This window comes from Methylobacterium sp. A49B (assembly GCF_053346215.1).
In genome coordinates, this window is record NZ_JBKFBO010000096.1 from 149,994 (window position 1) to 172,124 (window position 22,131).

General features: G+C 71.0%; 22 protein-coding genes. 15 read left to right on the forward strand and 7 right to left on the reverse strand.

The window, feature by feature from the left end; translation table 11 throughout:
* Positions 1-139: 139 nt before the first annotated feature.
* The gene (locus ACLBX9_RS14855) at positions 140-538 is read right to left on the reverse strand and encodes a hypothetical protein (protein ID WP_010682928.1); all 399 of its coding nucleotides are present in this window, start codon (positions 536-538) and stop codon (positions 140-142) included.
* A gap of 378 nt (positions 539-916) precedes the next feature.
* On the opposite strand from ACLBX9_RS14855, the gene ACLBX9_RS14860 reads away from it, so the two are divergent.
* From ACLBX9_RS14860 to ACLBX9_RS14875, 4 genes are all read left to right on the forward strand, one after another.
* A complete protein-coding gene (locus ACLBX9_RS14860; RefSeq protein ID WP_447719469.1) occupies positions 917-1,678 on the forward strand; it encodes a 5-oxoprolinase subunit PxpA in 762 nt (253 codons plus the stop codon).
* Positions 1,675-2,406, forward strand: a complete 732-nt coding sequence (locus tag ACLBX9_RS14865) for a 5-oxoprolinase subunit B family protein (protein ID WP_010682926.1) — start codon at positions 1,675-1,677, stop codon at positions 2,404-2,406. The genes ACLBX9_RS14860 and ACLBX9_RS14865 overlap by 4 nt, the downstream gene beginning before the upstream one ends.
* Positions 2,406-3,473, forward strand: coding sequence for a 5-oxoprolinase subunit C family protein (locus tag ACLBX9_RS14870; RefSeq protein WP_447719470.1), 1,068 nt, complete (start codon positions 2,406-2,408; stop codon positions 3,471-3,473). Before ACLBX9_RS14865 ends, ACLBX9_RS14870 begins: the two co-directional genes overlap by 1 nt.
* A 62-nt stretch (positions 3,474-3,535) precedes the next feature.
* A complete protein-coding gene (locus ACLBX9_RS14875; RefSeq protein WP_447719471.1) occupies positions 3,536-4,324 on the forward strand; it encodes an aldolase in 789 nt (262 codons plus the stop codon).
* Between the two features lie 9 nt (positions 4,325-4,333).
* Here ACLBX9_RS14875 and ACLBX9_RS14880 read toward each other — a convergent pair whose 3' ends face one another.
* Entirely contained in the window at positions 4,334-5,581 is a 1,248-nt protein-coding gene (locus ACLBX9_RS14880; protein ID WP_010682923.1) for a lytic murein transglycosylase, read from the reverse strand.
* A gap of 218 nt (positions 5,582-5,799) precedes the next feature.
* On the opposite strand from ACLBX9_RS14880, the gene ACLBX9_RS14885 reads away from it, so the two are divergent.
* From ACLBX9_RS14885 to ACLBX9_RS14895, 3 genes are all read left to right on the forward strand, one after another.
* Positions 5,800-6,294: an SRPBCC family protein gene (locus tag ACLBX9_RS14885; RefSeq protein ID WP_447719472.1), complete on the forward strand. Its 495-nt coding sequence runs from the start codon at positions 5,800-5,802 to the stop codon at positions 6,292-6,294.
* Positions 6,295-6,441: 147 nt separating this feature from the next.
* A complete protein-coding gene (gene pyk / locus ACLBX9_RS14890) occupies positions 6,442-7,854 on the forward strand; it encodes a pyruvate kinase (RefSeq protein WP_010682921.1) in 1,413 nt (470 codons plus the stop codon).
* Between the two features lie 97 nt (positions 7,855-7,951).
* On the forward strand, positions 7,952-8,080 hold the full coding sequence (locus ACLBX9_RS14895; protein WP_010682920.1) for a hypothetical protein: 129 nt from the start codon (positions 7,952-7,954) through the stop codon (positions 8,078-8,080).
* Positions 8,081-8,321: 241 nt separating this feature from the next.
* On the opposite strand, the gene ACLBX9_RS14900 is transcribed toward ACLBX9_RS14895, so the two are convergent.
* Positions 8,322-9,509: a patatin-like phospholipase family protein gene (locus tag ACLBX9_RS14900; protein ID WP_010682919.1), complete on the reverse strand. Its 1,188-nt coding sequence runs from the start codon at positions 9,507-9,509 to the stop codon at positions 8,322-8,324.
* A 422-nt stretch (positions 9,510-9,931) separates the two neighbouring features.
* Here ACLBX9_RS14900 and ACLBX9_RS14905 point away from each other — a divergent pair, with 422 nt between their 5' ends.
* Positions 9,932-10,459: a GcrA family cell cycle regulator gene (locus tag ACLBX9_RS14905; protein ID WP_010682918.1), complete on the forward strand. Its 528-nt coding sequence runs from the start codon at positions 9,932-9,934 to the stop codon at positions 10,457-10,459.
* A 9-nt stretch (positions 10,460-10,468) separates the two neighbouring features.
* Here ACLBX9_RS14905 and ACLBX9_RS14910 read toward each other — a convergent pair whose 3' ends face one another.
* On the reverse strand, positions 10,469-11,416 hold the full coding sequence (locus ACLBX9_RS14910) for a TAXI family TRAP transporter solute-binding subunit (RefSeq protein WP_447719473.1): 948 nt from the start codon (positions 11,414-11,416) through the stop codon (positions 10,469-10,471).
* 260 nt (positions 11,417-11,676) lie between these two features.
* On the opposite strand from ACLBX9_RS14910, the gene cysK reads away from it, so the two are divergent.
* From cysK to ACLBX9_RS14935, 5 genes are all read left to right on the forward strand, one after another.
* Positions 11,677-12,651, forward strand: coding sequence for a cysteine synthase A (gene cysK / locus ACLBX9_RS14915; RefSeq protein ID WP_010682916.1), 975 nt, complete (start codon positions 11,677-11,679; stop codon positions 12,649-12,651).
* A 307-nt stretch (positions 12,652-12,958) separates the two neighbouring features.
* The gene (locus ACLBX9_RS14920) at positions 12,959-13,456 is read left to right on the forward strand and encodes a hypothetical protein (RefSeq protein WP_447719474.1); all 498 of its coding nucleotides are present in this window, start codon (positions 12,959-12,961) and stop codon (positions 13,454-13,456) included.
* 89 nt (positions 13,457-13,545) lie between these two features.
* Entirely contained in the window at positions 13,546-13,872 is a 327-nt protein-coding gene (locus ACLBX9_RS14925) for a hypothetical protein (RefSeq protein WP_447719475.1), read from the forward strand.
* Positions 13,872-14,186, forward strand: coding sequence for a hypothetical protein (locus ACLBX9_RS14930; RefSeq protein WP_447719476.1), 315 nt, complete (start codon positions 13,872-13,874; stop codon positions 14,184-14,186). The genes ACLBX9_RS14925 and ACLBX9_RS14930 overlap by 1 nt, the downstream gene beginning before the upstream one ends.
* Entirely contained in the window at positions 14,183-14,341 is a 159-nt protein-coding gene (locus tag ACLBX9_RS14935) for a hypothetical protein (RefSeq protein WP_010682912.1), read from the forward strand. The genes ACLBX9_RS14930 and ACLBX9_RS14935 overlap by 4 nt, the downstream gene beginning before the upstream one ends.
* Before the next feature lie 42 nt (positions 14,342-14,383).
* Here the strand turns inward: ACLBX9_RS14935 and ACLBX9_RS14940 are convergent, their stop codons facing one another.
* Entirely contained in the window at positions 14,384-14,620 is a 237-nt protein-coding gene (locus ACLBX9_RS14940) for an RAG2 PHD domain containing protein (protein WP_447719477.1), read from the reverse strand.
* A gap of 202 nt (positions 14,621-14,822) precedes the next feature.
* Positions 14,823-16,646 carry a translational GTPase TypA gene (gene typA, locus ACLBX9_RS14945; protein WP_010682910.1) on the reverse strand — a complete coding sequence of 608 codons (1,824 nt, stop codon included), beginning with the start codon at positions 16,644-16,646 and terminating at the stop codon, positions 14,823-14,825.
* Positions 16,647-17,051: 405 nt separating this feature from the next.
* On the opposite strand from typA, the gene ACLBX9_RS14950 reads away from it, so the two are divergent.
* Positions 17,052-19,700 (forward strand): ABC transporter ATP-binding protein, encoded by a 2,649-nt coding sequence (locus ACLBX9_RS14950; RefSeq protein WP_010682909.1) that lies wholly within the window; start codon positions 17,052-17,054, stop codon positions 19,698-19,700.
* A gap of 60 nt (positions 19,701-19,760) precedes the next feature.
* On the forward strand, positions 19,761-21,197 hold the full coding sequence (locus ACLBX9_RS14955) for a cytochrome P450 (RefSeq protein ID WP_447719478.1): 1,437 nt from the start codon (positions 19,761-19,763) through the stop codon (positions 21,195-21,197).
* Here ACLBX9_RS14955 and ACLBX9_RS14960 read toward each other — a convergent pair.
* Positions 21,187-22,071 carry an alpha/beta fold hydrolase gene (locus ACLBX9_RS14960; protein ID WP_447719479.1) on the reverse strand — a complete coding sequence of 295 codons (885 nt, stop codon included), beginning with the start codon at positions 22,069-22,071 and terminating at the stop codon, positions 21,187-21,189. The two genes, ACLBX9_RS14955 and ACLBX9_RS14960, sit on opposite strands and share 11 nt — an antisense overlap.
* Positions 22,072-22,131 lie beyond the last annotated feature (60 nt).

Here is a 22,131-nt window from a genome sequence, read left to right on the forward strand (position 1 = left end):
GGGGAACGTGCCTGTTGCGGATATGTCGAACCGGCCTCGCCGTGCGGCGCGCGGGTTTTCGCGGGGGTCCAGATACAGGCAAGCCCGCCGCGGCTAGGCCGGGCGGGCTTGCACAGGTGCTTCGACGATCAGATGCGGATCAGCAATCGTCTTTCGAGGCCGGTGCGGTCTGGCTGTCTGCGGCGGCCTTGTTCATCGCGCCCACGGTGCCGGGAGAGGCCGGCTGGTTGCCGCCCGCGAGGTTGGCGGCCGCCGGATCCTTCGCGTTGGACTTGGCGTTGGCGTCGGTCGGCGCCTGACGCTCGGCGGTCTGCGTGGCGCCGGCGTTGTTCATGGCGCCCACGGTGCCGGGCGAAGCGGGCTGGTTGCCGCCGGCGAGGTTCTTGCTCGACTTGTCGACGTCGGAGCTGTTGGGGTTGGACGCCTGCTGGTCCGGGGACTTGGCCTTCGTCGTGCCGGTGCTGCACGGCGCGGCAAGGGCGGGGCTGGCAGCCAAGGCAAACAGCGCGAACGCACCGGCCAGGTGTGAAACCTTCATGTAACGCTCCTCCAGAGTTTTCAGAGGGCTCAAGTGCCGGATCGACCCGGTAGTTCCGTGGAAAAACAGGAACTTCGGATCGTTCGACCGGCGCCACGGGTTCTGGACTGTCCATTGGCACCATCTGGACACAGCGACGCCCCTTATCGTCGGTGTCCAAGCTGCGCTGCCGCTTCCCGATGCCGCAGATCAGCCGGGCGGCCTGCCGCGGCGGTGACGCGTCGGAGGCCGGCCGGGCCGGGCCGGCGGATTCAAAACGGCGAGGCGGCATCGGGCATCGGCCTTGCACCCGTGGAGGCGCCCGCGCGACTTCTGATAAGGAACCGCGTTGGATGAACGCGGGCGCGGCGGGGGCGCCTCGGCAAGGGAGCGGGACCGTTGATCAGCGTGGACCTCAACTCCGATCTCGGCGAGGGCTACGGCGCCTACGCCTGCGGCGGCGACGCGGCCATCCTCGGGATCGTGACCTCCGCCAATGTCGCCTGCGGTCTCCACGCGGGGGATCCCGAGATCATGGCCAGCACCTTCGCGCTGGCGAAGGAACGCGGCGTCGCGGTCGGCGCCCATCCGGGCTTCCCGGACCTCTGGGGTTTCGGCCGACGCCGGATGCCGTTCAGCGCCCCCGAGATCGAGCGCCTCGTCGCCTACCAAGTCGGCGCCGCGCAGGCGCTCGCCGCCTATGCCGGCCACCGCATCACCTACGTGAAGGCTCACGGGGCGCTGGCCAACGTCGCCGCCGAGGAGCGGCCGGTGGCCGACGCCATCGCCCGCGCGGTCCGCGCGGTGGACCGCGATCTGGCGCTGCTGGCCATCGCGCTCACCGCCCAGGTGCAGGCGGCCGAGGCCTGCGGCCTCGAGGTTCACCAAGAGATCTTCGCAGACCGTGGCTACACCGAAGCCGGGCTCCTGATCCCGCGCAGCCAGCCGGGTGCCCTGATCACCGATGCCGGCGAGGCTGCGGATCGGGTCCTGCGCATGGTCGAGACAGGGGCGATCCTGACGGCGGGGGGCACGGCGCTGCCAACGCCGATCCGCTCCATCTGCGTGCATGGGGACTCGTCCCACGCGGTCGCCACGGCCCGCGCGGTCCGGACCCGGCTCGAAGGCGCGGGCGTCGCGCTGGCGCCGTTCCGGCCGTGAGCGGCGGGGCCGACGAACCCCGGCTCCTCGACGCCGGCGAAGCCGCACTCGTGGTCGAGTTCGGCACCACCGTCGATCCCGCGATTAGCGATCGGGTTCTCGCGCTGGACGATGCCCTCGGCGGAGATCCGCCGCGGGGCCTGCGGGAGCGTGTTCCGACCTACCGCTCGCTGATGCTGCACTACGATCCCCTGGTGCTCGACCGCGAGGCGCTCGTCGCCCGGGTGCGGTCCCTGACGGCGGGCGCCGCCCGCGCGGCCACGCCCACCGTATGGACGCTGCCCTGTTGCTACGACGCCCCGCACGGGGAGGACATCGCCCAGGTGGCCGAGCGCTCCGGCCTGACACCGGACGCGGTGGTCTCGACCCATGCCGGGGTGACCTACCGGGTCTACATGTACGGCTTCGCCCCGGGTTTCGCGTATCTCGGCGGCCTGCCGGAGGTCCTGGCGGTCCCGCGCCGGGCCAGCCCACGGCCGCCCCACCCGAGGAACGCCGTCATGATCGGCGGCGGTCTCGCGGCGGTCGCCACCGTGCCGATGCCGACCGGCTGGTACGTGATCGGCGCCACGCCGGCGCGTCTCTACGCGCCGGAGCGCGACCCGAGCTTCTTCGTCGGCGCGGGCGACCTGCTCCGCTTCGAGCCCGTGGACGCCGCAGCCTTCGACGCGCTGTCGGCCCGCGAGGCGGCGGGCGAGCCGGTCGCCCGCCGCGGGGAGGCCCGCTGATGGGTGCGCTCGTGATCGAGGCCGCGGGCCCCGGCGTGACCCTCCAGGATAGCGGCCGTCACGGCTACCTGCGCTACGGCATCACGGCCGCCGGGCCGATGGATCCGCTGATGCACGCCACCGCCAACCGCGCGGCCGGCAATCCCCTCGATGCCACCGCCATCGAGATCTCCACCGGCGGCGTGACGGTCGCCGCCGAGGACGGCCCGCTCGGGATCGCGCTGGTCGCCCCCGGCTTCCGGATCGCCCTCGACGGCGCGACGCTGCCCGGCGCCGTCGCGCTGACGCTGGCCCCCGGACAAACGCTCGCCGTGCGGGCGGGCGATGCGGGATCGTGGGGCTATCTCGCGGTCTGCGGCCGGCTCGACGTGACCCCGGTCCTCGGCTCCACCGCCACCCATACCCGCTCGGCGCTCGGCGGCCTCGACGGTCGCGGCCTCGCCGCCGGGGGTCGCCTGCCGGTGGCCGATGATCGGCCGGCCGACGGGGCGCCGCACAGGCTCGTCATCCCCTGGCTTCAGCGGGACGCGCGACCGATCCGTGTCGTGCTCGGCCCGCAGGACGATTATTTCGCGCCCGACCAGATCGCGGCCTTCCTCGATGGGCCTTGGACCGTCTCGCCGCGGGGCGACCGCATGGCGTGCTTCCTGGACGGGACCCCGCTGGCGCACGCCCGCGGCCACGACATCGTTTCCGACGGCGTCGCCATGGGGGCGATCCAGGTGCCGGGGAACGGCCTGCCGATCGTGCTGATGGCGGACCGGCAATCCACCGGCGGCTACCCGAAGATCGCCACCGTGATCGGCGCCGATCTGGGACGCCTTGCTCAGGTTCGGGGCGGGACGCACCTGCGCTTCCGAAGCGTCACCGTCGCCGAGGCGGTCGACGCCCGCCGTGCCGAGCGCGACGCGCTTCGCGAGCCCGTAGCCCGCGAGCCGGTGGTGCGCACCGATTTCGCGTCGGACTTCCTGCTCGGGCTCAACCTCGTCGGCGGCGTGACGGACGCTCATGCCTGGCCGTCCGAATCCGCGCCCGGGGCGCCTCCGCAAGACCGCGCCGGCGGGTAAGATGCGCGTCAGGCCGGGGATCCCGGCCGCCCCTTCGCACGAGAACAGGAAGGCCTTCACGCATGGCTCACGCCGTCACCGCCCCGGGCACGCCGCCCGTGCGCAGCAACGAGCCCCTGAACGCCGACAGCGTGCGCCGGGCGCGCGTCGATCTCGCCGCCTGCCTGCGCTGGGCCGCCCGCCACGGCCTGGAGGAAGGCATCTGCAATCACTTCTCGGCGGTGCTGCCCGAGCGGCCGGACCTGTTCCTGGTCAATCCCTACGGCCTCGCCTTCGCCGAGGTGACGGCGTCGAGCCTGCTGCTCTGCGACTTCCACGGCAACGTCGTGGAGGGCGACGGCCAGCCCGAGGCCACCGCCTTCCACATTCACGCCGAGCTGCACCGGTTGAAGCCCCGGGCCCGGGCCGCCTTCCACACGCATATGCCCTACGCGACGGCGCTCGCCATGCTGGAGGGGCAACCTCTGATGTGGGCGGGCCAGACCGCGCTCCGCTTCTACGGGCGCATTGCGGTGGACGAGGACTACAACGGTCTGGCCCTGGACGCGCAGGAAGGCCAACGGATCGCCAGCGCCGCCGGCGAGGCCGACGTGGTGTTCCTGAAGAACCACGGCGTGATGGTGCTGGGCGAGACCATCGCGGAGGCCTGGGACGACCTCTACTACCTGGAGCGGGCCGCGCAGGCGCAGGTGCTCGCCTTCAGCACCGGCCGGACCCTCAAGGTCGTGCCCGAGGCGATCGTGAAGCGCGTGGCGGCCCAGGAGGCCGCCGGGCGCGCCGAGAGCGCGCGGCTGCACCTGGAGAGCGTCAAGCGCGTCCTCGCCTGGGACGAGCCGGCCTTCCTGGCCTGATCGCCGAGTTCAAGGCGTCGCCCGAATCCGCTCCAGCACGGGGGCGTCGGCGTAGCCGTCCGCCGGCAGGCCGACCGAGACCTGGAAGGCCCGGAGTGCCGCCCGGGTCTTCGGCCCGATCTTGCCGTCCACGATCCCGGGGGCGAAGCCGCGCTCGGCGAGACGGTTCTGCAGGTCGCGCCGCTCGTCCGAGGTCAGCGGCCGGTCGCCCCGCGGCCAGTCGCGCGCGAAGCCCGGGTCGCCGCGCAGGCGGTCCGACAGATGCGCCACCGTGAGTGCGTAGGCCAAGGCCGTGTTGTAGCGCAGGATCACCGCGAAGTTCGGCCTGAGCAGGAAGGCCGGGCCCCGGATGCCGGCGGGCAGGATCAGGGTCGCCTCCGCGGCTCCGTCCGTCCACGCGCGATCGGCGACCGGACGGACCCCCAGCGCCCGCCACGCGTCGAGGCTGCGGGAGGTGGTCTCGTCGGCCAGGGCGGCGTCGAAGCCCGGGGGCAGGTTCACCTCCGAACCCCAACCCTCATCCGGGCGCCAGCCGTGGGCGCGCAGGTAATTCGCCGTCGAGGCGAGTGCGTCGGGGACCGAAGTCCAGATATCGCGCCGGCCGTCACCGTCGAAATCGACGGCGAAGCGCTGGTAGACCGTCGGCATGAACTGGGTGTGGCCCATGGCGCCGGCCCAGGATCCGGTGAGACCACCGGGCATCCGGTCCAGCGGCGCCGCATTCCATGCCAGGATCTGGAGGGCGGAGGTCAGCTCGTCGCGCCAGTAGCCGGATCGGGCGGGATCGCCGCAGGCGAGCGTCGCGAGCGAGCGCACGACCGGCTTCACCACCGCCGGATTGTCGAGCACGGCGCCGTAGCTCGACTCGACGCCCCAGAAGGCCACGAGGATGTGCCGGTCGACGCCGTACTGGGCCTCGATGGCCGCCAGGTTGTCGGCGTGCTCGGCCAGCTTACGCTGGCCAGCCTCGATGCGGGCCGGGGTGACGCTGGCCTCGATATAGTCCCAGATCGGCCGGACGAACTCGCCCTGGCTCCCTGTCGCGGCGATCACCTCCGGATCCGGCGTGAGGCCGGCGAGCTGCGCCTCCGCGACGCCCGTCGGCACCGCCCGCGCCTGCGCGGTGGCGACGAGGTCGGCGCGGCAGGTCTCGAAGGGCGGAGCGGCCTCCGGAGCCGCTTGCGCCACCGCGGGCGCGAGGCCGCAGACGATTGCGGCCGCGCGGACCGCCTGGGACATGCGCGCCGTGATGCTCATCGCGGGCTCCGGTGGTCGAGATCGAGCGGGGCGCGGGATTCGGGCCGGCCGTGCCGAGCGCCTTCTAGGGGCAGATCGATCGCGTGTCGCCTCCGGGGCGGGGCGGCCTGATCACGAGCCTCTCGGCGGCGCTCCCAATCTTCGCGTCGCCCCGCTCCGGCGACGGATCATACGTCGCGCCCTACATCCCCCGCGATACCGCGAGGGAGCCCGATCGCGTGAACCGCATTGCCCTCGCCGGAAGCCTGGTGGCGATGGTCGCGGCCGGACCGGCCTGCGCCCTCGAAGTCACCCGCAGCCGCGATCTTCCCGCGCCGCCCGCCGCCGTGTGGGCGCTCATCGGCGACTTCTGCGCGATCCAGTTCTGGCATCCGCAGGTCGCGCGCTGCATCCTGTCGGCCGACGATGACGACGACGGCATCCGCGCGCAGATCCGCGGCCTCGTCGTGAAGGGCGGCCTCGGCACCGTCGTCGAGGTGGAGACCGCCCGGGACGAGGCCGGCATGAGCTACAGCTACAGCTTCATCCAGGGTCCGCTGCCCGTGCGCGCCTACAATGCGACCCTCGCGGTCCGGCCGAACGGGCCCGGATCCACGGTGGTCTGGAGCGCGACCTTCGACGCCGAGGGCATGAGCGACGCCGATGCCGTCGCCGACATCGCGGGCGTCTTCGACGCGGGACTGGCCGGGATCGCCCGCGAGGCAGCCAGATAACGGGTGGCCGAGTCTCCGGCGCCCGCTGAAAATGCACTCGTCCGGCACTGCCCCCCTCGCCGCGGACGGTCCCGGGCCCGATGTGAGCGGCGTCGGCGTGCAATCGCCCGCCGATCCCGGAGTCAGCCTCAGGAGCCCGAGACCCTCATGCGCCGACACCGCCATGCCAAGATCGTCGCCACCGTAGGACCCGCCAGCTCGACGCCGGAGCAGCTGCATGCCCTGTTCCTTGCCGGGGTCGACACCTTCCGGCTGAATTTCAGCCACGGCGTCCAGGCCGACCACGCCAAGGTCCACGCCGCGATCCGCAACCTCGAGAAGGAGGTCGGCCGGCCGATCGGCATCCTTCAGGACCTGCAGGGACCGAAGATCCGGATCGGCACGCTGCAGGGCGGACGCCTGGACCTCCAGGCCGGCGAGATGGTGCGCTTCGTCCTGGAAGGCGACGAGGGCGACAAGCAGGCGATCCCGCTGCATCATCCGGAGATCTTCGACGCCGTGGTTCCCGGCCAGGAGCTCCTGATCGACGACGGCCGGGTGCGGGTGCGGGTCACCGGCCCGGAGCGGACCGCCATCACCGCCGAGGTGGTCACCGGCGGCCCGATCTCGAACCGCAAGGGCGTGAACCTGCCGGGCACGTTGCTGGATCTCTCGCCGCTGACCGAGAAGGACCGTGCCGACCTCGCCTTCGGCCTCGACCTGGGGGTCGACTGGGTGGCCCTGTCCTTCGTTCAGAAGCCCTCCGACGTCATCGAGGCGCGCGGCCTCATCGGCGAGCGCGCCGGCATCATGTCGAAGATCGAGAAGCCGCAGGCGCTGGAGCGGATCGACGACATCATCCAGCTCTCCGACGCCGTGATGGTGGCCCGCGGGGATCTCGGCGTCGAGATCCCGCACGAGGACGTCCCGGGGCGGCAGAAGGAGCTGATCCGCGCCTGTCGGCGCGCCGTGAAGCCGGTGGTGGTGGCCACCCAGATGCTCGACTCCATGGTGAACGCCCCGGCGCCGACCCGGGCCGAGGCCTCGGACGTCGCCACCGCCATCTATGACGGCGCCGATGCCGTGATGCTCTCGGCGGAATCGGCCACGGGCCGCTACCCGGTGGAGGCCGTGGCCATGATGGACCGGATCATCCGGAGCGTGGAGGGGCACAAGCTCTACCACTCCATCGTGGCCGCCCTTGAGCCCGGCGAGGAGGAGACCCCACCCCACGCGGTGGCGACCGCCACGGCCGATCTCGCCGAGGCTGTGCATGCCGCCGCGATCGTCGCCTACACGGCCAGCGGGACGACGGCGGCCCGGGTCGCGCGCAAGCGCCCGGCTTCCCCGATCCTGGCGCTCACCCCGAACATCGGGACCTCACGCCGGCTCAGCCTGCTCTGGGGGGCGCACAGCGTCCTGACGGAGGATGTCGACAGCTACGAGGAGATGACCTCGAAGGCCTGCCACCACGCACAGGACGAGGGCTTCGCGAAGCCCCACGACATCATCGTGGTCGCCGCCGGGATCCCGTTCCACACCGCCGGCAACACCAACAACATCCGGCTCATGCAGGTCTGAGGCGGTCGCGGGTCGCGGGTCGGTTGGAACGCGGCCCGCGCCTCACCCGTTGAACCGAAAGCTGCGCCGTTGTGGCGTTCTACCGGAGGGCCGACCCATGAACCTGATCGGACGCATCGTCACCAAGCTCCTCGGCAACGAGAACCGCCCCGTCGACCGCGACGACCGGAACGCCAGCTCGGCGACGCCGATCGGCCGCCTCGTCACGAAGATCCTGGGCAAGTAACCGTCACGGTCGCCGCGCCCACCCCAGGGCGCGGCGCCAGTCCGAGGAGCCCGGCGCCCGAGCGCGCCGATCAGCGACCGGTTTCCCAGACGCGCCCTCATCCTGAGGCGCCGAAGCGGAGCGGAGGCCTCGAAGGAGCCCTCCCGCTAGCACCGCGATCCCTGGAGCTCTCCTTCGAGGCCCGCTGACGCGGGCACCTCAGGATGAGGACGTGGGATGGGATATCGCGCCGTACAGGCGCTCAGTTCGCCACCGCGCTCGCGGTCTCCTTCAGCGTCGGCGCCGCCGGGACCGTGTGCTGCCAGAACGTGCCGGTCCGGCCCTTCTCCAGACCCTCCTCGTACAAGGCCCGCATGTAGGCGGTGTCGAATCCCTTGGAGGCCGGTACCTTCGGGCCGCCCTCATCGATGTAGGTGAGATTGAATCCAATCCCGTTGTTGCGCGCCAGGGCGTAGGTCGCCGTGAGCGTCGCCCGCGAGCGGGCCCGGCTGGCCGTGGTGAAGGAGCGCTCCACGATGGAGAGGGTGTTGTCCTTCGTGACCTCGAAATCGGGCTCCAGGCGCCCGTTGATCACCACGTAGATCTCGGCCTTGCCACCCGTGCGGATGCGGCGGTCGCGCAGGAGCAGGGTCTGTGGGAGGGTGAAGACCGGCGTCACCACCGAGCCGTCGACGTGCATCTCCTGGAAGCGCGCGTCGCCGGCCGAGACGTCGATGAATTGCGGCGGGAAGACCGCCGGGATGCTGGCGGAGGCGGCCAGCACGTCGCGGAACAGCTCCCGGGTGTTGGGCGCGCCGCTCGCCGCGATGGCACCCATGTTCCAGATCACCGCGCGCTGGGAATCCAGGTTGGTGGTCACCACGAGCAGGCGCCGGCCCTTGGCGTGCTCCTCGGCCACCGCCCGGATCAGGTCCGGGGTGACGTAGCGGTCGATCAGGTTGCGCAGGCGCCCGTCGCCGAACAGGCCGGACCCGAACAGCACGTTCGCGATGTTCGGCGAGGCCACCAGTTCGCCGGCGACGCCGCTGGTGTAGAACTCGGTGAGGTACGCGTCGTAGGCGGAGCCCAGGAACGCGAAGGGCGCGATCAGCGCGCCTGTCGAGACACCCGACACCAGGGTGAATTCGGGGCGCTTGCCCGAGGCCGTCCAGCCGTTGAGCACGCCCGCCCCGTACGCGCCGTCGCCGCCGCCGCCGGAGAGCGCCAGATAGGAAAAGCCCGAAGATCGGCGTTGCGGGTTGGCCGCCAGCTCCGCGATCGTCTCCACAGACGCGTCCGCGAAGACCCGGGCGCCGGGAATGCCCGGCACGGTGGCGAAGGTCGCCTGCTCGGCCGTGTAGGGTGCGCGCGGAACGCTTCCGCAGGCCGCGACCTGACCCGCCAGCCCGAGCACGGCCAGCGCGCGCAGGCCCATCTGACGGAAACCCATCGTCCTCACCCCGATCCGTGGTCCGCGACCACTGTGCCATACGGAACGAGCTTGGCCGTATCGCCCGTTCCCGCTTTGCCGGCAACGGGGGTGCGATATGGCCGCGCTGTTGCGCTGCGGTCACGATCCCATCGGATCACGGCGCGAGCGAGGCCGTTGCGGAATGCGGGTCGGCGCCGGGCCGCAGCCTTTGCCGGTGGACAGGGGAGGCTGTGCCCCCCCGGCCGCCCTTGCAACGCTCGGGAACGCCGCGCTAGGGTTCCCCGTGGCTCGACGGACAGGGTGTCGCACGCGGTGCGGCAGCCTTGGCGCGGGTACGCAGTCTGCATGGCAGCTTGGCCAGCCGGATGATGGGTCGTTCGGCCCACGGGGCGGACGGCAGACCCGGGCGGCACCGGAGCCGCAGGGGGCGGAGGGGGAATATGGAACCGGGCCTGGGCTGGACGGATGATCGCGTCGCACTCTTGCGGCGGCTGTGGGAGGATGGGCAGAGCGCCAGCAAGATCGCTGCGCAGCTCGGCGGCGTGACCCGTAATGCCGTGATCGGCAAGGTGCACCGGCTCGGCCTCGCCGGCCGCGCCCGGGGTGGCGAGGAGATCCAGGCCGCTGCGCCGCCGTCGAAGACCGTGGAGATCGAGACCGCCATCGCGGTGGTCGAGACGCAGGCGCCCGAGCCTGTGGCGATCCTCTCGCATCGGCCCGCGCCCGAATTCCCGGCGCCCGCCCCGGCTCCGGAGCCGGTCGCCCTGGCGGTGTCTCAGCGGGTCACCATCATGGACCTGCGCGAATCGATGTGCCGGTGGCCGCTCGGCGACCCGACCACGCCGGAGTTCCGGTTCTGCGGCGCCCGCTCGATCACCGGGCTGCCCTACTGCACCCACCACGCCGAGATCGCCTACCAGCCGGCCACGGAACGGAAGCGGGACCGCCGCGTCGCGTCGTTCCGCTGACGGAAATGCTCAGCGCGGGACGGTCCGGCCGTCCCGCATGAAGCGCAACGTCGCCGGATTGATGGCGGTCTCGGGCACGATCCCGGCCAGATTTCTGGGGGCGGTCGCGCCGAGATCGGCCTGAGCGATCGCCCGGACGAGCCGGTGGGCCGTCCCGTCATCGAGGGCCGGCCGCGCCAGCACGAAACTCCAAGAGCCCACGGTCTCGATCGGCGTGTCCTGTCCCGGGAAGCTGCCGGCCGGAACGGTGAGCCGCCGCATTGCGCTTCCCGGCTGTGCCAGTTGCGCGATGCCCGCCGCCGACGGGCCGAAGAAGCGCGCGCCGCCGGGCTCGCGGGCCAGGGCCAGGAAGCCCGGCCAGTCGAGACCGCCCCCCCAGAGCGCGTCCGCCCGCCCCTCGCGAACCAGGGACGGCCCATCACCGGCACGATCGACCAGGACCGGCTGGATGTCCCGCTCCGGATCGAGCCCGGAGGCCCGCAGCGCGTCGCGGCCCATCACGGTGAGCCCCGAATTATGGGTGCCCAGCACCACCGTGCGCCCTCGCAGGTCGTCCACCGACCGGATCGGGCTGCCGGCCGGGACTGCGAACAGGCCCGGGGTCGCGTACATAGGCGCCAGGACGGTGAGCCCGCCGCCCTCGGCCAAGGCCGGATAGGCGTACGCACCCTGGACCAGGGCCAGGTCGACGCGGCCGGACCGCAGCAGACCGATATTCTCGGCCGAGCCGCCCGTGGCGCGGGTCTCCAGCGCCAACGTCGGATCGGCCGCGTGAACCGCCGTCACGAAGCTCTCCCCGAAGGCCGGGAAGCCGCCTCCGGGCGTCGCGGTCGCCAGGATCAGGCGCACCGGCTCTGCCGCACGCGCCTGGTCCACAATGATGAGCCCGAAGGCCGCCAGCACAGCCGCCCGCCGGGTCCAGGTCGCGGCACTGCCGGCCAGTTCGATGGTCGCCATTATCGCTCGCTCCGCCGCGGAACGGATGCATGCCGACATCCGGAAGAGAAAGTTCTTCTATCAGGCTGGCGTTTGCCGACAACGCCATTCCACCCCTAGGTCGTGCCGTCGCGAAAACCGGAAAGAACTTTCGGTAAGGGCACTTAGCCCGATTGCTCCGGAGACGCCAACGCGATATCGCAGCCTCCCGTCGGGCCGCGACACGCGCGACCCGGCGGATCCGACAGCAGTCCAACGCTTACACGAGCAGGAGCTCCGCGATGGCCGACACCCTCAACGCGCCGGCGAAGGTCGGCCACGGCCGTGTCTACGGCTCGATCACCGAGACGATCGGCAACACCCCGCTGGTGCGCCTGAACCGCCTTCCCAAGGAGCACGGCGTCGATGCCGAGATCCTGCTGAAGCTCGAGTTCTTCAACCCGATCGCCAGCGTGAAGGACCGCATCGGCGTCAACATGATCGACGCGCTTGAGGCGTCCGGCAAGCTGCAGCCCGGCGGCACGCTGGTCGAGCCGACCTCGGGCAACACCGGCATCGCGCTGGCGTTCACGGCCGCGGCCCGGGGCTACCGGCTGATCCTGGTGATGCCGGAGACCATGTCGCTGGAGCGGCGCAAGATGCTGGCCTTCCTGGGTGCCGAGCTGGCGCTCACACCCGGAGCACAGGGCATGAAGGGTGCGATTGCCAAGGCCGAGGAACTCCTGAAGGAGATCCCCGGCTCGGTCATGCCGCAGCAATTCTCGAATCCGGCCAACCCCGAGATCCACCGGAAGACCACCGCCGAGGAGATCTGGAGCGACACAGGCGGCCAGCTCGACGCCTTCGTGGCTGGCGTCGGCACCGGCGGCACCGTGACCGGCGTCGGGGAGGTGCTGAAGCCGCGCCTGCCGAACCTGAAGGTGTTCGCGGTGGAGCCGGAGGATTCGCCGGTGATCTCCGGCGGTCAGCCCGGCCCGCACAAGATCCAGGGCATCGGCGCAGGCTTCATCCCGGACAACCTCCACACCACCATCCTGGACGGCGTGCTGAAGGTGTCCAACCAGACCGCCTTCGATACCGCCCGGGCGCTGGCCCGGCTGGAGGGCATCCCGGGTGGCATCTCGACGGGCGGCAACGTCGCCGCGGCGCTTGAGCTGGCCAAGCGGCCGGAGTTCCAGGGCAAGCGGATCGTCACCGTCGCCTGCTCCTTCGCCGAGCGCTACATCTCGTCGGCCCTGTTCGAGGGGATCGGCTGAGCGGGATCCGCATAGGACCAGCCGTCCCCTCTCCGGATCGAACGGAGCAGGGGTACGGTTTCGCTCCCAGAGAGGCCGCGCCATCCGGTGCGGCCTTACTTATATCCGCGATGCTTTCCGATTATCGACCAGGTCTCAGAAATAAAAAAATGCCAATTTGAGAGATAAAAATCGATTTCACGGCGCGATAGACGCAGCGTTGCGGCACCGGTTTACCCGCTTCTGGGTCGAAGATCTTGACGGATCCGCTGGATCTTCGACACTTGTTTCGCTACCGCCGATCGAGCCATCGGTCCGAGAGTCTCACATGCGCCGCTTCCTCGTGATTCTGTGCTGTCTCTGGCCGGAGATCGTGCTGGCGCAGGGATTCGCAGTCCACGATCTGACCGCCCTGGCCGAGGAGGGCCGGACCGCGCTCGGCGACGGCACCACCGCGCAGGCGCAGCCGCTCCAGCTCGTCCTCAGCTGCGCGGCCTGCGACAGCGCCCCCGCAGCCGAGATGCAGCTCGGGCGCCTGACGGACGGGACCGAAGGCCGGGTCCGATCCGGCAAGACTACCCTGGCGGCCCTGGAGGCGCTCTGCGTCAAGCAGAACCCGGATTGCCGCCTCACCAGCCTGCCGGCCGGCCCGGCGATCGGGTGGATCAGCGTCTACGCCCTCGAACGCGGCGCGGGCGCCACCGCCGTCATCCTGCGCGACGGCGATCTCCTGACGATCGCCGCCAAAGCGGCCACCCGCGGGGCGGCGGCGGATGCGGTGCAGCGGCTCGCCCGGAAGCTCCTGCCCCAAATCGTCGGGCGCTGAGCCCTGGGTCGACCGCGATCGTTCGACCCAGTCCGCGCAACCCTCCCGCGCTGCCTCCGTTGTCCCGCGAAGACGCAGTGAGGCAAGCCATGACTGGGCAGACAGGACGACCGTCTCTGAAGGCGTTCGACGCGAACGCCGACCGCAACGGCCAGGATCTCGGACAGGATTCACCGCTGGACGTCGGGTTGGCGGCTCGAACGCAGGCCGACCTGCAGCGGGATCCGGCGGGCGACGCCCAGGCGGCGCGGATCGCCTCCGGTACCCCCGGCTCCGATGCCACGGACGCCACCGAGGCCGAGACGCCGCGCGAGAATCTCGACAAACTGAAAGGCGCGACCGGCCTGAGCCCGGCCGCGAAGGAATCGATCGATCGCGCCACCGCGTCGGTCGGCGAGGACGACGGGAAGCGGTGATGCCCAGGCCAACGAGCGAATCCGGGACCGTCACCCGCAAGCCCGACGACGTGGTCGGCTCGCGCGGGGATGCACCCGCCGGTGGCGGCCGGCAGACCGCCGATCAGGCGGCCATCACTGAAATGGGGTCCGGCGGAAGCCCCCGCCCTGAACCCAAGGACGGTTGGGGAAAGGCGGGCGAACCGGGTCGCTCACCACCCGCCGTCGGGGGTTCGTCCGGCGGCCATTCCGACCAGAAGGCGTCGCGCGGCCCGGCCGAGGACGAGAAGGTCGCGGGCGGCCTCTACCGGGCCGAGCGGGAGGATCAGGGATGAGCGAGCGGGATGACACCGGCGCGAAGCCGGACAAGCCGAAGAACGTCGCGCCCGACGCGGTGAAGGACCCGAACGAGAAGACGGAGGGCAAACCCGGCATGGGTCCGCCGGCCGGCGGGACACAGCGCGACGAGACCGATCCCGGCAGCAGCTGAGCGGGCCGCGCCCGTGAGAGGCGCGCCGCCCGCGCGTTGCGCTCAGACGAGCCGGAACGGGATGGGATCGACGGCGAGCCGCACATCGTCCGGCCGGCAGCCGCTCTCGACGCAGGCGTACCGGATCGCGTCCTGACGGGAGCGGAAGATGCCTCCGGCCCGTCCGCCGGTCTCTACGGCCACCCAATGGCCGTCGCCGTCCTGGCCGACGAGATAGGAAGCCGGGGCCGCGGTAGCGGGCGAGCGGACGGGTTGGAGTGGGTTCAACGCGACGGGCATGGAAGTCACAGGGTTGACGCGGGCCTCTCGGGTCCGCCCGACCGAGCTAAGCCGCCCGGCATAAGGGTTCGATGGGCCCGAGAGCCGACAGGAATAAGGGCCGCATCAGCAACCGGGCCTGAGCGCCCGGTTGCCGGCCGTTCACGTCCGGTGCCGGCCGTTCACGTCCGGTGCCGGCCGTTGATAGCTGGAGACAGCGGCCTCAGGCCGCGTTCTCCTTCGAGCGCTCGGCGCGTTTGCGGTCGTTCGGGTCGAGGATCGCCTTGCGCAGTCGGATCGACTTCGGCGTCACCTCGACGAGCTCGTCGTCCTGGATCCAGGCCAGCGAGCGCTCCAGGGTCATCCGGATCGGCGGGGTGAGGCGGACGGCCTCGTCCTTCGACGTGGTGCGGATGTTGGTGAGCTTCTTGCCCTTGAGCACGTTCACCTCGAGATCGTTCTCACGGTTGTGCTCGCCGACGATCATGCCCTGGTACACCTTCCAGCCGGGCTCGATCATCATCGGGCCGCGATCCTCCAGGTTCCACATGGCGTAGGCCACGGCCTCGCCCTGGTCGTTGGAGATCAGCACGCCGTTGCGCCGGCCCGGCATCTCGCCCTTGTAGGGCTCGTAGGCCTTGAACAGCCGGTTCATGATCGCGGTGCCGCGGGTGTCGGTGAGCAGCTCGCCCTGGTAGCCGATCAGGCCGCGGGTCGGAGCGTGGAACACGAGGCGCAGGCGGTTGCCGCCCGACGGCCGCATCTCCAGCATCTCGGCCTTCCGCTCGGACATCTTCTGCACGACGACGCCGGAATGCTCCTCGTCGACGTCGATCACGACCTCCTCGATCGGCTCCAGCAGCCCGCCGGCCTCGTCGCGCTCGTACACGACCCGAGGCCGCGACACGGCGATCTCGAAACCTTCGCGGCGCATGGTCTCGATCAGGATCGAGAGCTGAAGCTCGCCGCGGCCCGAGACGTAGAACGAGTCCTTGTCGGCCGCTTCCTCGATCTTGAGCGTGACGTTGCCCTCGGCCTCCTTGAACAGGCGGTCGCGGATCATGCGGCTCGTGACCTTGTCGCCCTCGGTGCCGGCGAGCGGGCTGTCGTTGACGATGAACGACATGGTCACGGTCGGCGGGTCGATCGGCTGCGCCTGGATCGGCGTCTCGACCTGCGGATCGCAGAACGTGTCGGCCACGGTGCCCTTCACGAGGCCGGCGATCGAGACGATGTCGCCCGCCTCGCCCACCTCGATCGGCGCGCGCTCCAGGCCGCGGAAGGCGAGGATCTTCGAGACGCGCCCGGTCTCCACGACCTTGCCGGTCCGGTCGAGCACCTTGATCGACTGGTTCGGCTTCACCGAGCCCGACGCGATGCGGCCGGTGATGATGCGGCCGAGGAACGGATTGGCCTCCAGCAGGGTGCCGAGCATCCGGAACGGCCCCTCCTCGGTCTTGGCCGGCGGCACATGCTTGAGCACGAGGTCGAACAGCGGCTCCAGACCCACCGACGGGTCGGCCTCCGGGCTCTCGGCCATCCAGCCGTTACGGCCCGAGCCGTAGAGGATCGGGAAGTCGAGCTGCTCGTCGGTGGCGTCGAGGGCGGCGAACAGGTCGAAGACCTCGTTGACGACTTCGTTGATGCGCGCGTCCGGCCGGTCGACCTTGTTGATCGCCACGATCGGACGCAGGCCGATCTTCAGCGCCTTGCCGACCACGAACTTGGTCTGCGGCATCGGCCCCTCGGCGGCATCCACCAGCACGATCACGCCGTCGACCATCGACAGGATGCGCTCGACCTCGCCGCCGAAATCGGCGTGGCCGGGGGTGTCGACGATGTTGACACGGGTGTCCTTCCAGACGACCGAGGTCGCCTTGGCGAGGATCGTGATGCCGCGCTCCTTCTCGAGGTCGTTCGAGTCCATCGCCCGCTCCTCGACCCGCTGGTTCTCGCGGAAGGTGCCGGATTGGGCCAGCAGCTTGTCGACGAGGGTCGTCTTGCCGTGGTCGACGTGAGCGATGATGGCGATGTTGCGCAGATTCATGGCGGCCCGAAACGGGTTGTGCCGGCTCCCTGGCGGCCGCGCGACGCGGCCGTCCGCGCCGGTTCAGGTACGGAGTCGTGGTGGTTGCGTCGCAATATAAGGACGCGCGTCTCGGAGCAAGGCCGGCACACGCATGACGGATGCATCTCTCCGGGATGATCGCGTCTGCGGGAGGGCCGCCGGCCGGCGGCGGCACGGCGCTGTGCAGAGCAGCCCTGCATGCCCTTCGGACGGCCGCCGACGCGCTATATGACGGTGCGATGAACCCGTCGGTCGTCCTTGGGAGCCCGGCAGCCGGCGGAACTTACTGGGCGTGAACGGATACCGTCTTGATCGTATGTTCGCGGGATCGCGCACCGATTCGGCACTGCTCACGCCAGGACGGGCTTTCACCGGAAGGACACGATGCGCGCGCTTGAGCCGCGGCTCTTCCCGTATATTTGGCGCTACTCCAAGGGCGACCAGCTCAAGATCTGCGCCGTGGTCCTGGCCTCGCTGCCGTTCTACTTCGCCTCGCTCGACCTGCCGAAGCGCATCGTCAACGACGCGATCACCGGCAAGGCCTTCGCCCACGGCGAGGCGACGGCCTCGTTCCTCGACATCACCGTCCATTGGCCGGACGCCCTCGGCGGCGGAGCGACCCGGCTGTTCGAGGGGTTCCAGCTCGACCGGTTCGAGCTTCTGCTCGGGCTCTCAACCCTCTTCCTGGCGCTGGTGCTGATCAACGGCGCGTTCAAGTTCTGGATCAACCTGCAGAAGGGCATCCTCGGCGAGCGGATGCTGCGCCGGCTGCGCTTCCAGCTCTTCTCCCTGATGCTGCGGTTCTCGCCGGAGGCCCAGCGGGAGGTGAAATCCTCCGAGACGGCGACGATCATCCGCGACGAGGTCGAGCCGATCGGCTCCTTCATCGGCGACGCGATCGTGGTGCCGGTGTTCCTCGGCACCCAGGCCGCCACGGCGCTCGCCTTCATCATGATGCAGAACCTGTGGCTCGGCCTCGCGGCGGGCGGCATGGTCGGCGTTCAGATGACGGTGATCCCGCGGCTGCGCCGCGAGATCATCCGCCTCAGCCGGAAGCGGCAGATCGCCTCGCGCAACCTCGCCGGCCGTGTCGCCGAGGTGCTCGACGGGCTGCCGGCGGTCCTGCTCAACGATACCGGGCGCTGGGAACGGGCGGAGATCGGCGGCCGGCTCTACAGCCTCTACGACCTGCGCCTGCGGATCTATCGCCGCAAGTTCGCGGTCAAATACCTCAACAACCTGCTCGCGCAGGTCACGCCGTTCCTGTTCTACGCGATCGGCGGCGTCTTCGCCCTCAAGGGTCAGCTCGATATCGGCCAGCTGGTCGCCGTCCTCGCCGCCTATCGCGACCTGCCGCCACCGCTGAAGGAGCTGATCGACTGGGATCAGCAGCGCCTCGACGTCGAGGTGAAGTACGAGACCGTGGCGGCGCATTTCGGCCCGCAGCGCCTGCGCCCGGCCGAGCCCGAGACGGAGGCGCCGCCGCCGCTCCTGGGGACGCCGCTGCGCTTCGAGGGGCTGGCCCTGCGCGACCCGCAGGGCGGCGCTCCGGTGGAGGTCGGGGACGCCGAGGTGCCCCTGCCGACCCGCCTCGCACTGGTCCCGTCCGGCTCCGTCGCGCAGGAATTCACGCGCGTCCTCGCGGGCCTGCAGACGGCGCCGAACGGAGCGATCCGGATCGGCGATCACGACCTGGCCACCCTGCCGCGGCCAGCCCATGCGCGCCGCATCGCCTATGCGGGGGTCGAGCCGGTGCTGTTCCCCGGGACGGTGCGCGACAACATCCTGTACGGACTGCGGATCTGTCCGCTGCGGACCGGCCATCTCGACCTGAGCCGGGCGCAGATCAACGAGGCGGTGAAGACCGGCAACCCGTGCGACACGGTCGACGATCCCTGGATCGACTATCGGCAGCTCGGCGTCCGGGATGCGGAGGAGCTCGACGAGCGGCTCGTCGGCCTGCTGAGCCGGCTCGATCTCGGCGACGACCTGTACCGGTTCGGCCTCGGCGCCCTCAGCTCGGTCGCGCACGATACGCCGGTGGGCCAGCGCATGATCGCGGCCCGGGAGCACCTGCGCGAGCACTTCGCCCAGAAGGGCCTCGCCGACCTCGTCATTCCGTTCGCCCGCGGCCGCTACAACGATCAGGCGACGGTGGCGGAGAACCTGCTGTTCGGCGTGCCGCGCGATCCGACGCTGACGGATCCGCGGCGTCTGGCGGGCACCGCCCTCTTCCGCGAGGCGCTGGAGAAGGTCCAGCTCCTCGAAGCGCTGGACCGGATGGGTGTCGCCATCGCCAGCAACCTGAAGGACATTTTCGCCGACGTGCCGCCCGGCCATCCGCTGTTCCGGCGCTTCTCGCTGATCACGCCGGACGCGTTGCCGGACTACCTGCTCCGGCTGTCCCGCCTGCCGGCGGAGGGTCGCCTCAGCGACGACGACAGCGTGGCCTTCCTGGCCCTGGCCCTGGCCTATGTCGAGCCGCGGATGCGTTTCGGCCTCCTCGACGAGGATCTCGCCACGCGCATCGTCGGGGCGCGGGCCGTCGTGCAGGGGCGGATGCACGGCCAGGACGGGTGCGACATCGAATCCTACGATCCCACCCGGATCAACCCGCGCAGCACCGTGCTCGACAACCTCCTGTTCGGCCGCATCGACACGGCCCGGATGCACGGCGAGACGCTGATCCAGCGGGAAGCGCGGGCGGTGTTCCGGGAGTTCGATCTGGAGGGGCCGATCCAGCGGCGCGGGCTGGAGAAGGCGGTCGGCAACCGGGGGCAGCTGCTTGCGGAGCGCGTCCGCGTGCGGATCGGCCTCGCCCGCGCGATCTTACGGGACCCGGAAATTCTGGTCGTCGACCGCGTGGACGAGCACCTCGATGGCGGCGTCGACACGCTGCTCGATGTCGCGGGCGCCACCCTTCCCAGGGCGAGCCTCGTGGCGAGCCTCTCGGCGGAGGCGGACCCTGCACGGTTCCCCGCGCGGCTGCCGCTCCGGAGCAGCGAGGCGCGGCTGCGCTCCGCGGCCGAGTGATCGCATCGGGACACGGGCGCGGCGGTTTACAGCCTCCCCGTCTCCGGTCCAGGGTACCGTATGCCCACGCTGTCGGACGCGATCGAGAACCCGGCCCGGACGACCGGGAGCCTCGCCGGCCTGCCCCGCGTGGTGCCGCCCCGCCGCGCGCCGCCGGAGCGCGAGCTGCCGATCCCCGCCTACCTGCGCTCGATCCGCGACAACAGCCTGGCGGGCTTCCCCCGGCGCGCCTTCGAGGAGCCGGTGACCCGCCGCGGCCTCCTCGGGCGGTCGAGCTATGTCCTGAACGATCCGGAAGCGATCCGACGCGTGCTGGTGGAGAACCAGACGAATTACGCGCGCACCACCGGGACGATCCGCATCCTGCGCCCGATCCTGGGCGACGGGCTCCTGATCAGCGAGGGATCGGCGTGGCGTCATCAACGCCGGACCCTGGCGCCGGCCTTCACGCCGCGGGCGATCGACGGGCTGGTGCCGCACATCGCCGCCGCCGTCGAGGACGGTCTGAGCGACATCGCCGCCGAAGCCGCGGCGGGTCCGGTCGACCTGTTCACGTCCTTCTACCGGCTCGCCCTGGAGATCGCCGGCCGCGCCATGTTCTCGGTGGGCATGGACGAGCACGGTGCGGAGCTGCGCGCCTTCATCGCCGAGTACGCCGAACGGATGGGCCGGCCCCACCTCCTCGACATCGTGACGCCGCCGGGCTGGCCGGTCCCCCTCGACTGGTCGCGGTCGCGGTTCCGCCGCCGCTGGATCCCGTTCCTCGACCGCATCATCGCGGCGCGCCGCGCCTCGGATCAGCCCCATGCCCGCTCGGGTGACCTGCTGGACCTGCTCGCGGCCGCGCGCAACCCCGACACGGGCGCCGCGTTCACGCCCGACGCGTTGCGCGACCAGGTCGCCACCATGATCCTCGCCGGCCACGAGACCACGGCCGGCACGTTGTTCTGGGCCGCCTACCTGCTGGCACTGGCGCCCGAGATTCAGGAGCGCGTCGCCGCCGAGGCGCGCGACGCCGACCTCGCGGATCCCACCGGCTGCCAGAGCGACGGCCGGCTCCCCCTCGCCCGCGCGGTGATCGACGAGACCCTGCGGCTCTACCCGGCGGCCTTCGTGGTGGTGCGCCGCGCCCTCGGCCCGGACCAAGTGGTCGGTCACGCGGTGAAGAAGAACGACATCGTGATGGTGAGCCCCTGGGTGCTCCATCGCCACAGGCAGCTCTGGTCGGACCCGGACGCGTTCGATCCCGGCCGCTTCCTGCCGGGGGCGGCGCCCCCGCCGCGCTTCGCCTATCTGCCGTTCGGGGCCGGGCCGCGGGTCTGCATCGGCGCGCAATTCGCGCTGAGCGAGGCGGTCCTCACGCTGGCGCGGCTGCTGGCACGGTTCCGCGTGGTCCTGGAGGGGTCCGAGCCAGTCCTGCCGCAGGCCGTCGTCACGACGCAGCCGGACCGGAACGCCCGATTCCGGCTGATCCCGCGAGATCCGGTCAGCCCCTGATCCCCGTGATCGTCGCCGAGATCGCGCGCGGGTCGCGCATCGGCCAGCGGCCGGTCTCGACCTGGGCCAGGAAGTCGTCGAGGAGCCGGTTGTAGGCCTCCGGCTCCTCGACCGAGAGGGCGTGGCCGGTATTCGGCACGACCGCGAGCCCGGCGGACGGGATCGCGCGCTTCAGCATCAGGCTGGGGGCGAGGCAGGGCCAATCCTCGTCGCCGGCGACGATCAGGGTCGGCACGGCGAGCCGGCCCAGAGCCTCCGTCAGGTCGTATAGGGAGGGACGCTCCTTCTGAACGCCGGCCTGCGTGTTGGCCGAGCCCAGCGCCGAGTGCTCGGCCAGCATCCGCTTGAACTCGGCGTGCCCGCGCGGGTCCTTGGTCTCGAACTGCACCCGGGTCGGCCCGACGGCGTAGCGTTCGGCGAAGGCCGCCATGCCGTCACGCCGCAGCACCTCCGCGGTGGCCTCCGCCTCGGCGCGGAACTGGGCCTGCCGTTCGGGCTCGGCGCCGTAGCCGCAGCCGCCGAGGCAGAGCGACAGGGCGCGGTCGGGGTGGCGCAGTCCGAAATGGAGGGTCGCGAAGGCCCCCATCGAGATCCCCGCGACATGGGCCTTCGGGGCGCCGATATGATCGAGGATGGCGAGGATGTCGTCGGCGGCGCGGGCCTGGGAATAGGCCGAGACGGATTCCGGCACGTCGGAGGGCGGATAGCCCCGCGCGTTGAACGCGACGGCGTGGTAGCGGCGGCCGAAATGGCGGAGCTGCGCCTCGTAGCTGCGGTGATCGCCGGCGAATTCGTGCACGAAGATCAGCGGCGTTCCCTGCCCGCTCTCTTCGTAGTGGAGGCGGACCCCGTCATCCGTGGTGGCAATTGGCATGGCGGTCCCGGAGTGCTTCAATCTGCTTCACGCCACCCCGTCATCCCGGGGCCGCGCAAC

Coding starts and splice junctions, on each gene's coding strand:
- ACLBX9_RS14855 (WP_010682928.1), bottom strand. CDS start 538: ATGAAGGTTTCACACCTGGCCGGTGCGTTCGCGCTGTTTGCCTTGGCT.
- ACLBX9_RS14910 (WP_447719473.1), bottom strand. CDS start 11,416: ATGGCGACCATCGAACTGGCCGGCAGTGCCGCGACCTGGACCCGGCGG.
- ACLBX9_RS14940 (WP_447719477.1), bottom strand. CDS start 14,620: ATGCCCGTCGCGTTGAACCCACTCCAACCCGTCCGCTCGCCCGCTACC.
- ACLBX9_RS14905 (WP_010682918.1), top strand. CDS start 9,932: ATGGAACCGGGCCTGGGCTGGACGGATGATCGCGTCGCACTCTTGCGG.
- ACLBX9_RS14955 (WP_447719478.1), top strand. CDS start 19,761: ATGCCCACGCTGTCGGACGCGATCGAGAACCCGGCCCGGACGACCGGG.
- ACLBX9_RS14930 (WP_447719476.1), top strand. CDS start 13,872: ATGCCCAGGCCAACGAGCGAATCCGGGACCGTCACCCGCAAGCCCGAC.
- ACLBX9_RS14950 (WP_010682909.1), top strand. CDS start 17,052: ATGCGCGCGCTTGAGCCGCGGCTCTTCCCGTATATTTGGCGCTACTCC.
- ACLBX9_RS14925 (WP_447719475.1), top strand. CDS start 13,546: ATGACTGGGCAGACAGGACGACCGTCTCTGAAGGCGTTCGACGCGAAC.
- ACLBX9_RS14870 (WP_447719470.1), top strand. CDS start 2,406: ATGGGTGCGCTCGTGATCGAGGCCGCGGGCCCCGGCGTGACCCTCCAG.
- ACLBX9_RS14960 (WP_447719479.1), bottom strand. CDS start 22,071: ATGCCAATTGCCACCACGGATGACGGGGTCCGCCTCCACTACGAAGAG.
- pyk (WP_010682921.1), top strand. CDS start 6,442: ATGCGCCGACACCGCCATGCCAAGATCGTCGCCACCGTAGGACCCGCC.
- cysK (WP_010682916.1), top strand. CDS start 11,677: ATGGCCGACACCCTCAACGCGCCGGCGAAGGTCGGCCACGGCCGTGTC.
- ACLBX9_RS14880 (WP_010682923.1), bottom strand. CDS start 5,581: ATGAGCATCACGGCGCGCATGTCCCAGGCGGTCCGCGCGGCCGCAATC.
- ACLBX9_RS14895 (WP_010682920.1), top strand. CDS start 7,952: ATGAACCTGATCGGACGCATCGTCACCAAGCTCCTCGGCAACGAGAAC.
- typA (WP_010682910.1), bottom strand. CDS start 16,646: ATGAATCTGCGCAACATCGCCATCATCGCTCACGTCGACCACGGCAAG.
- ACLBX9_RS14920 (WP_447719474.1), top strand. CDS start 12,959: ATGCGCCGCTTCCTCGTGATTCTGTGCTGTCTCTGGCCGGAGATCGTG.
- ACLBX9_RS14875 (WP_447719471.1), top strand. CDS start 3,536: ATGGCTCACGCCGTCACCGCCCCGGGCACGCCGCCCGTGCGCAGCAAC.
- ACLBX9_RS14900 (WP_010682919.1), bottom strand. CDS start 9,509: ATGGGTTTCCGTCAGATGGGCCTGCGCGCGCTGGCCGTGCTCGGGCTG.
- ACLBX9_RS14935 (WP_010682912.1), top strand. CDS start 14,183: ATGAGCGAGCGGGATGACACCGGCGCGAAGCCGGACAAGCCGAAGAAC.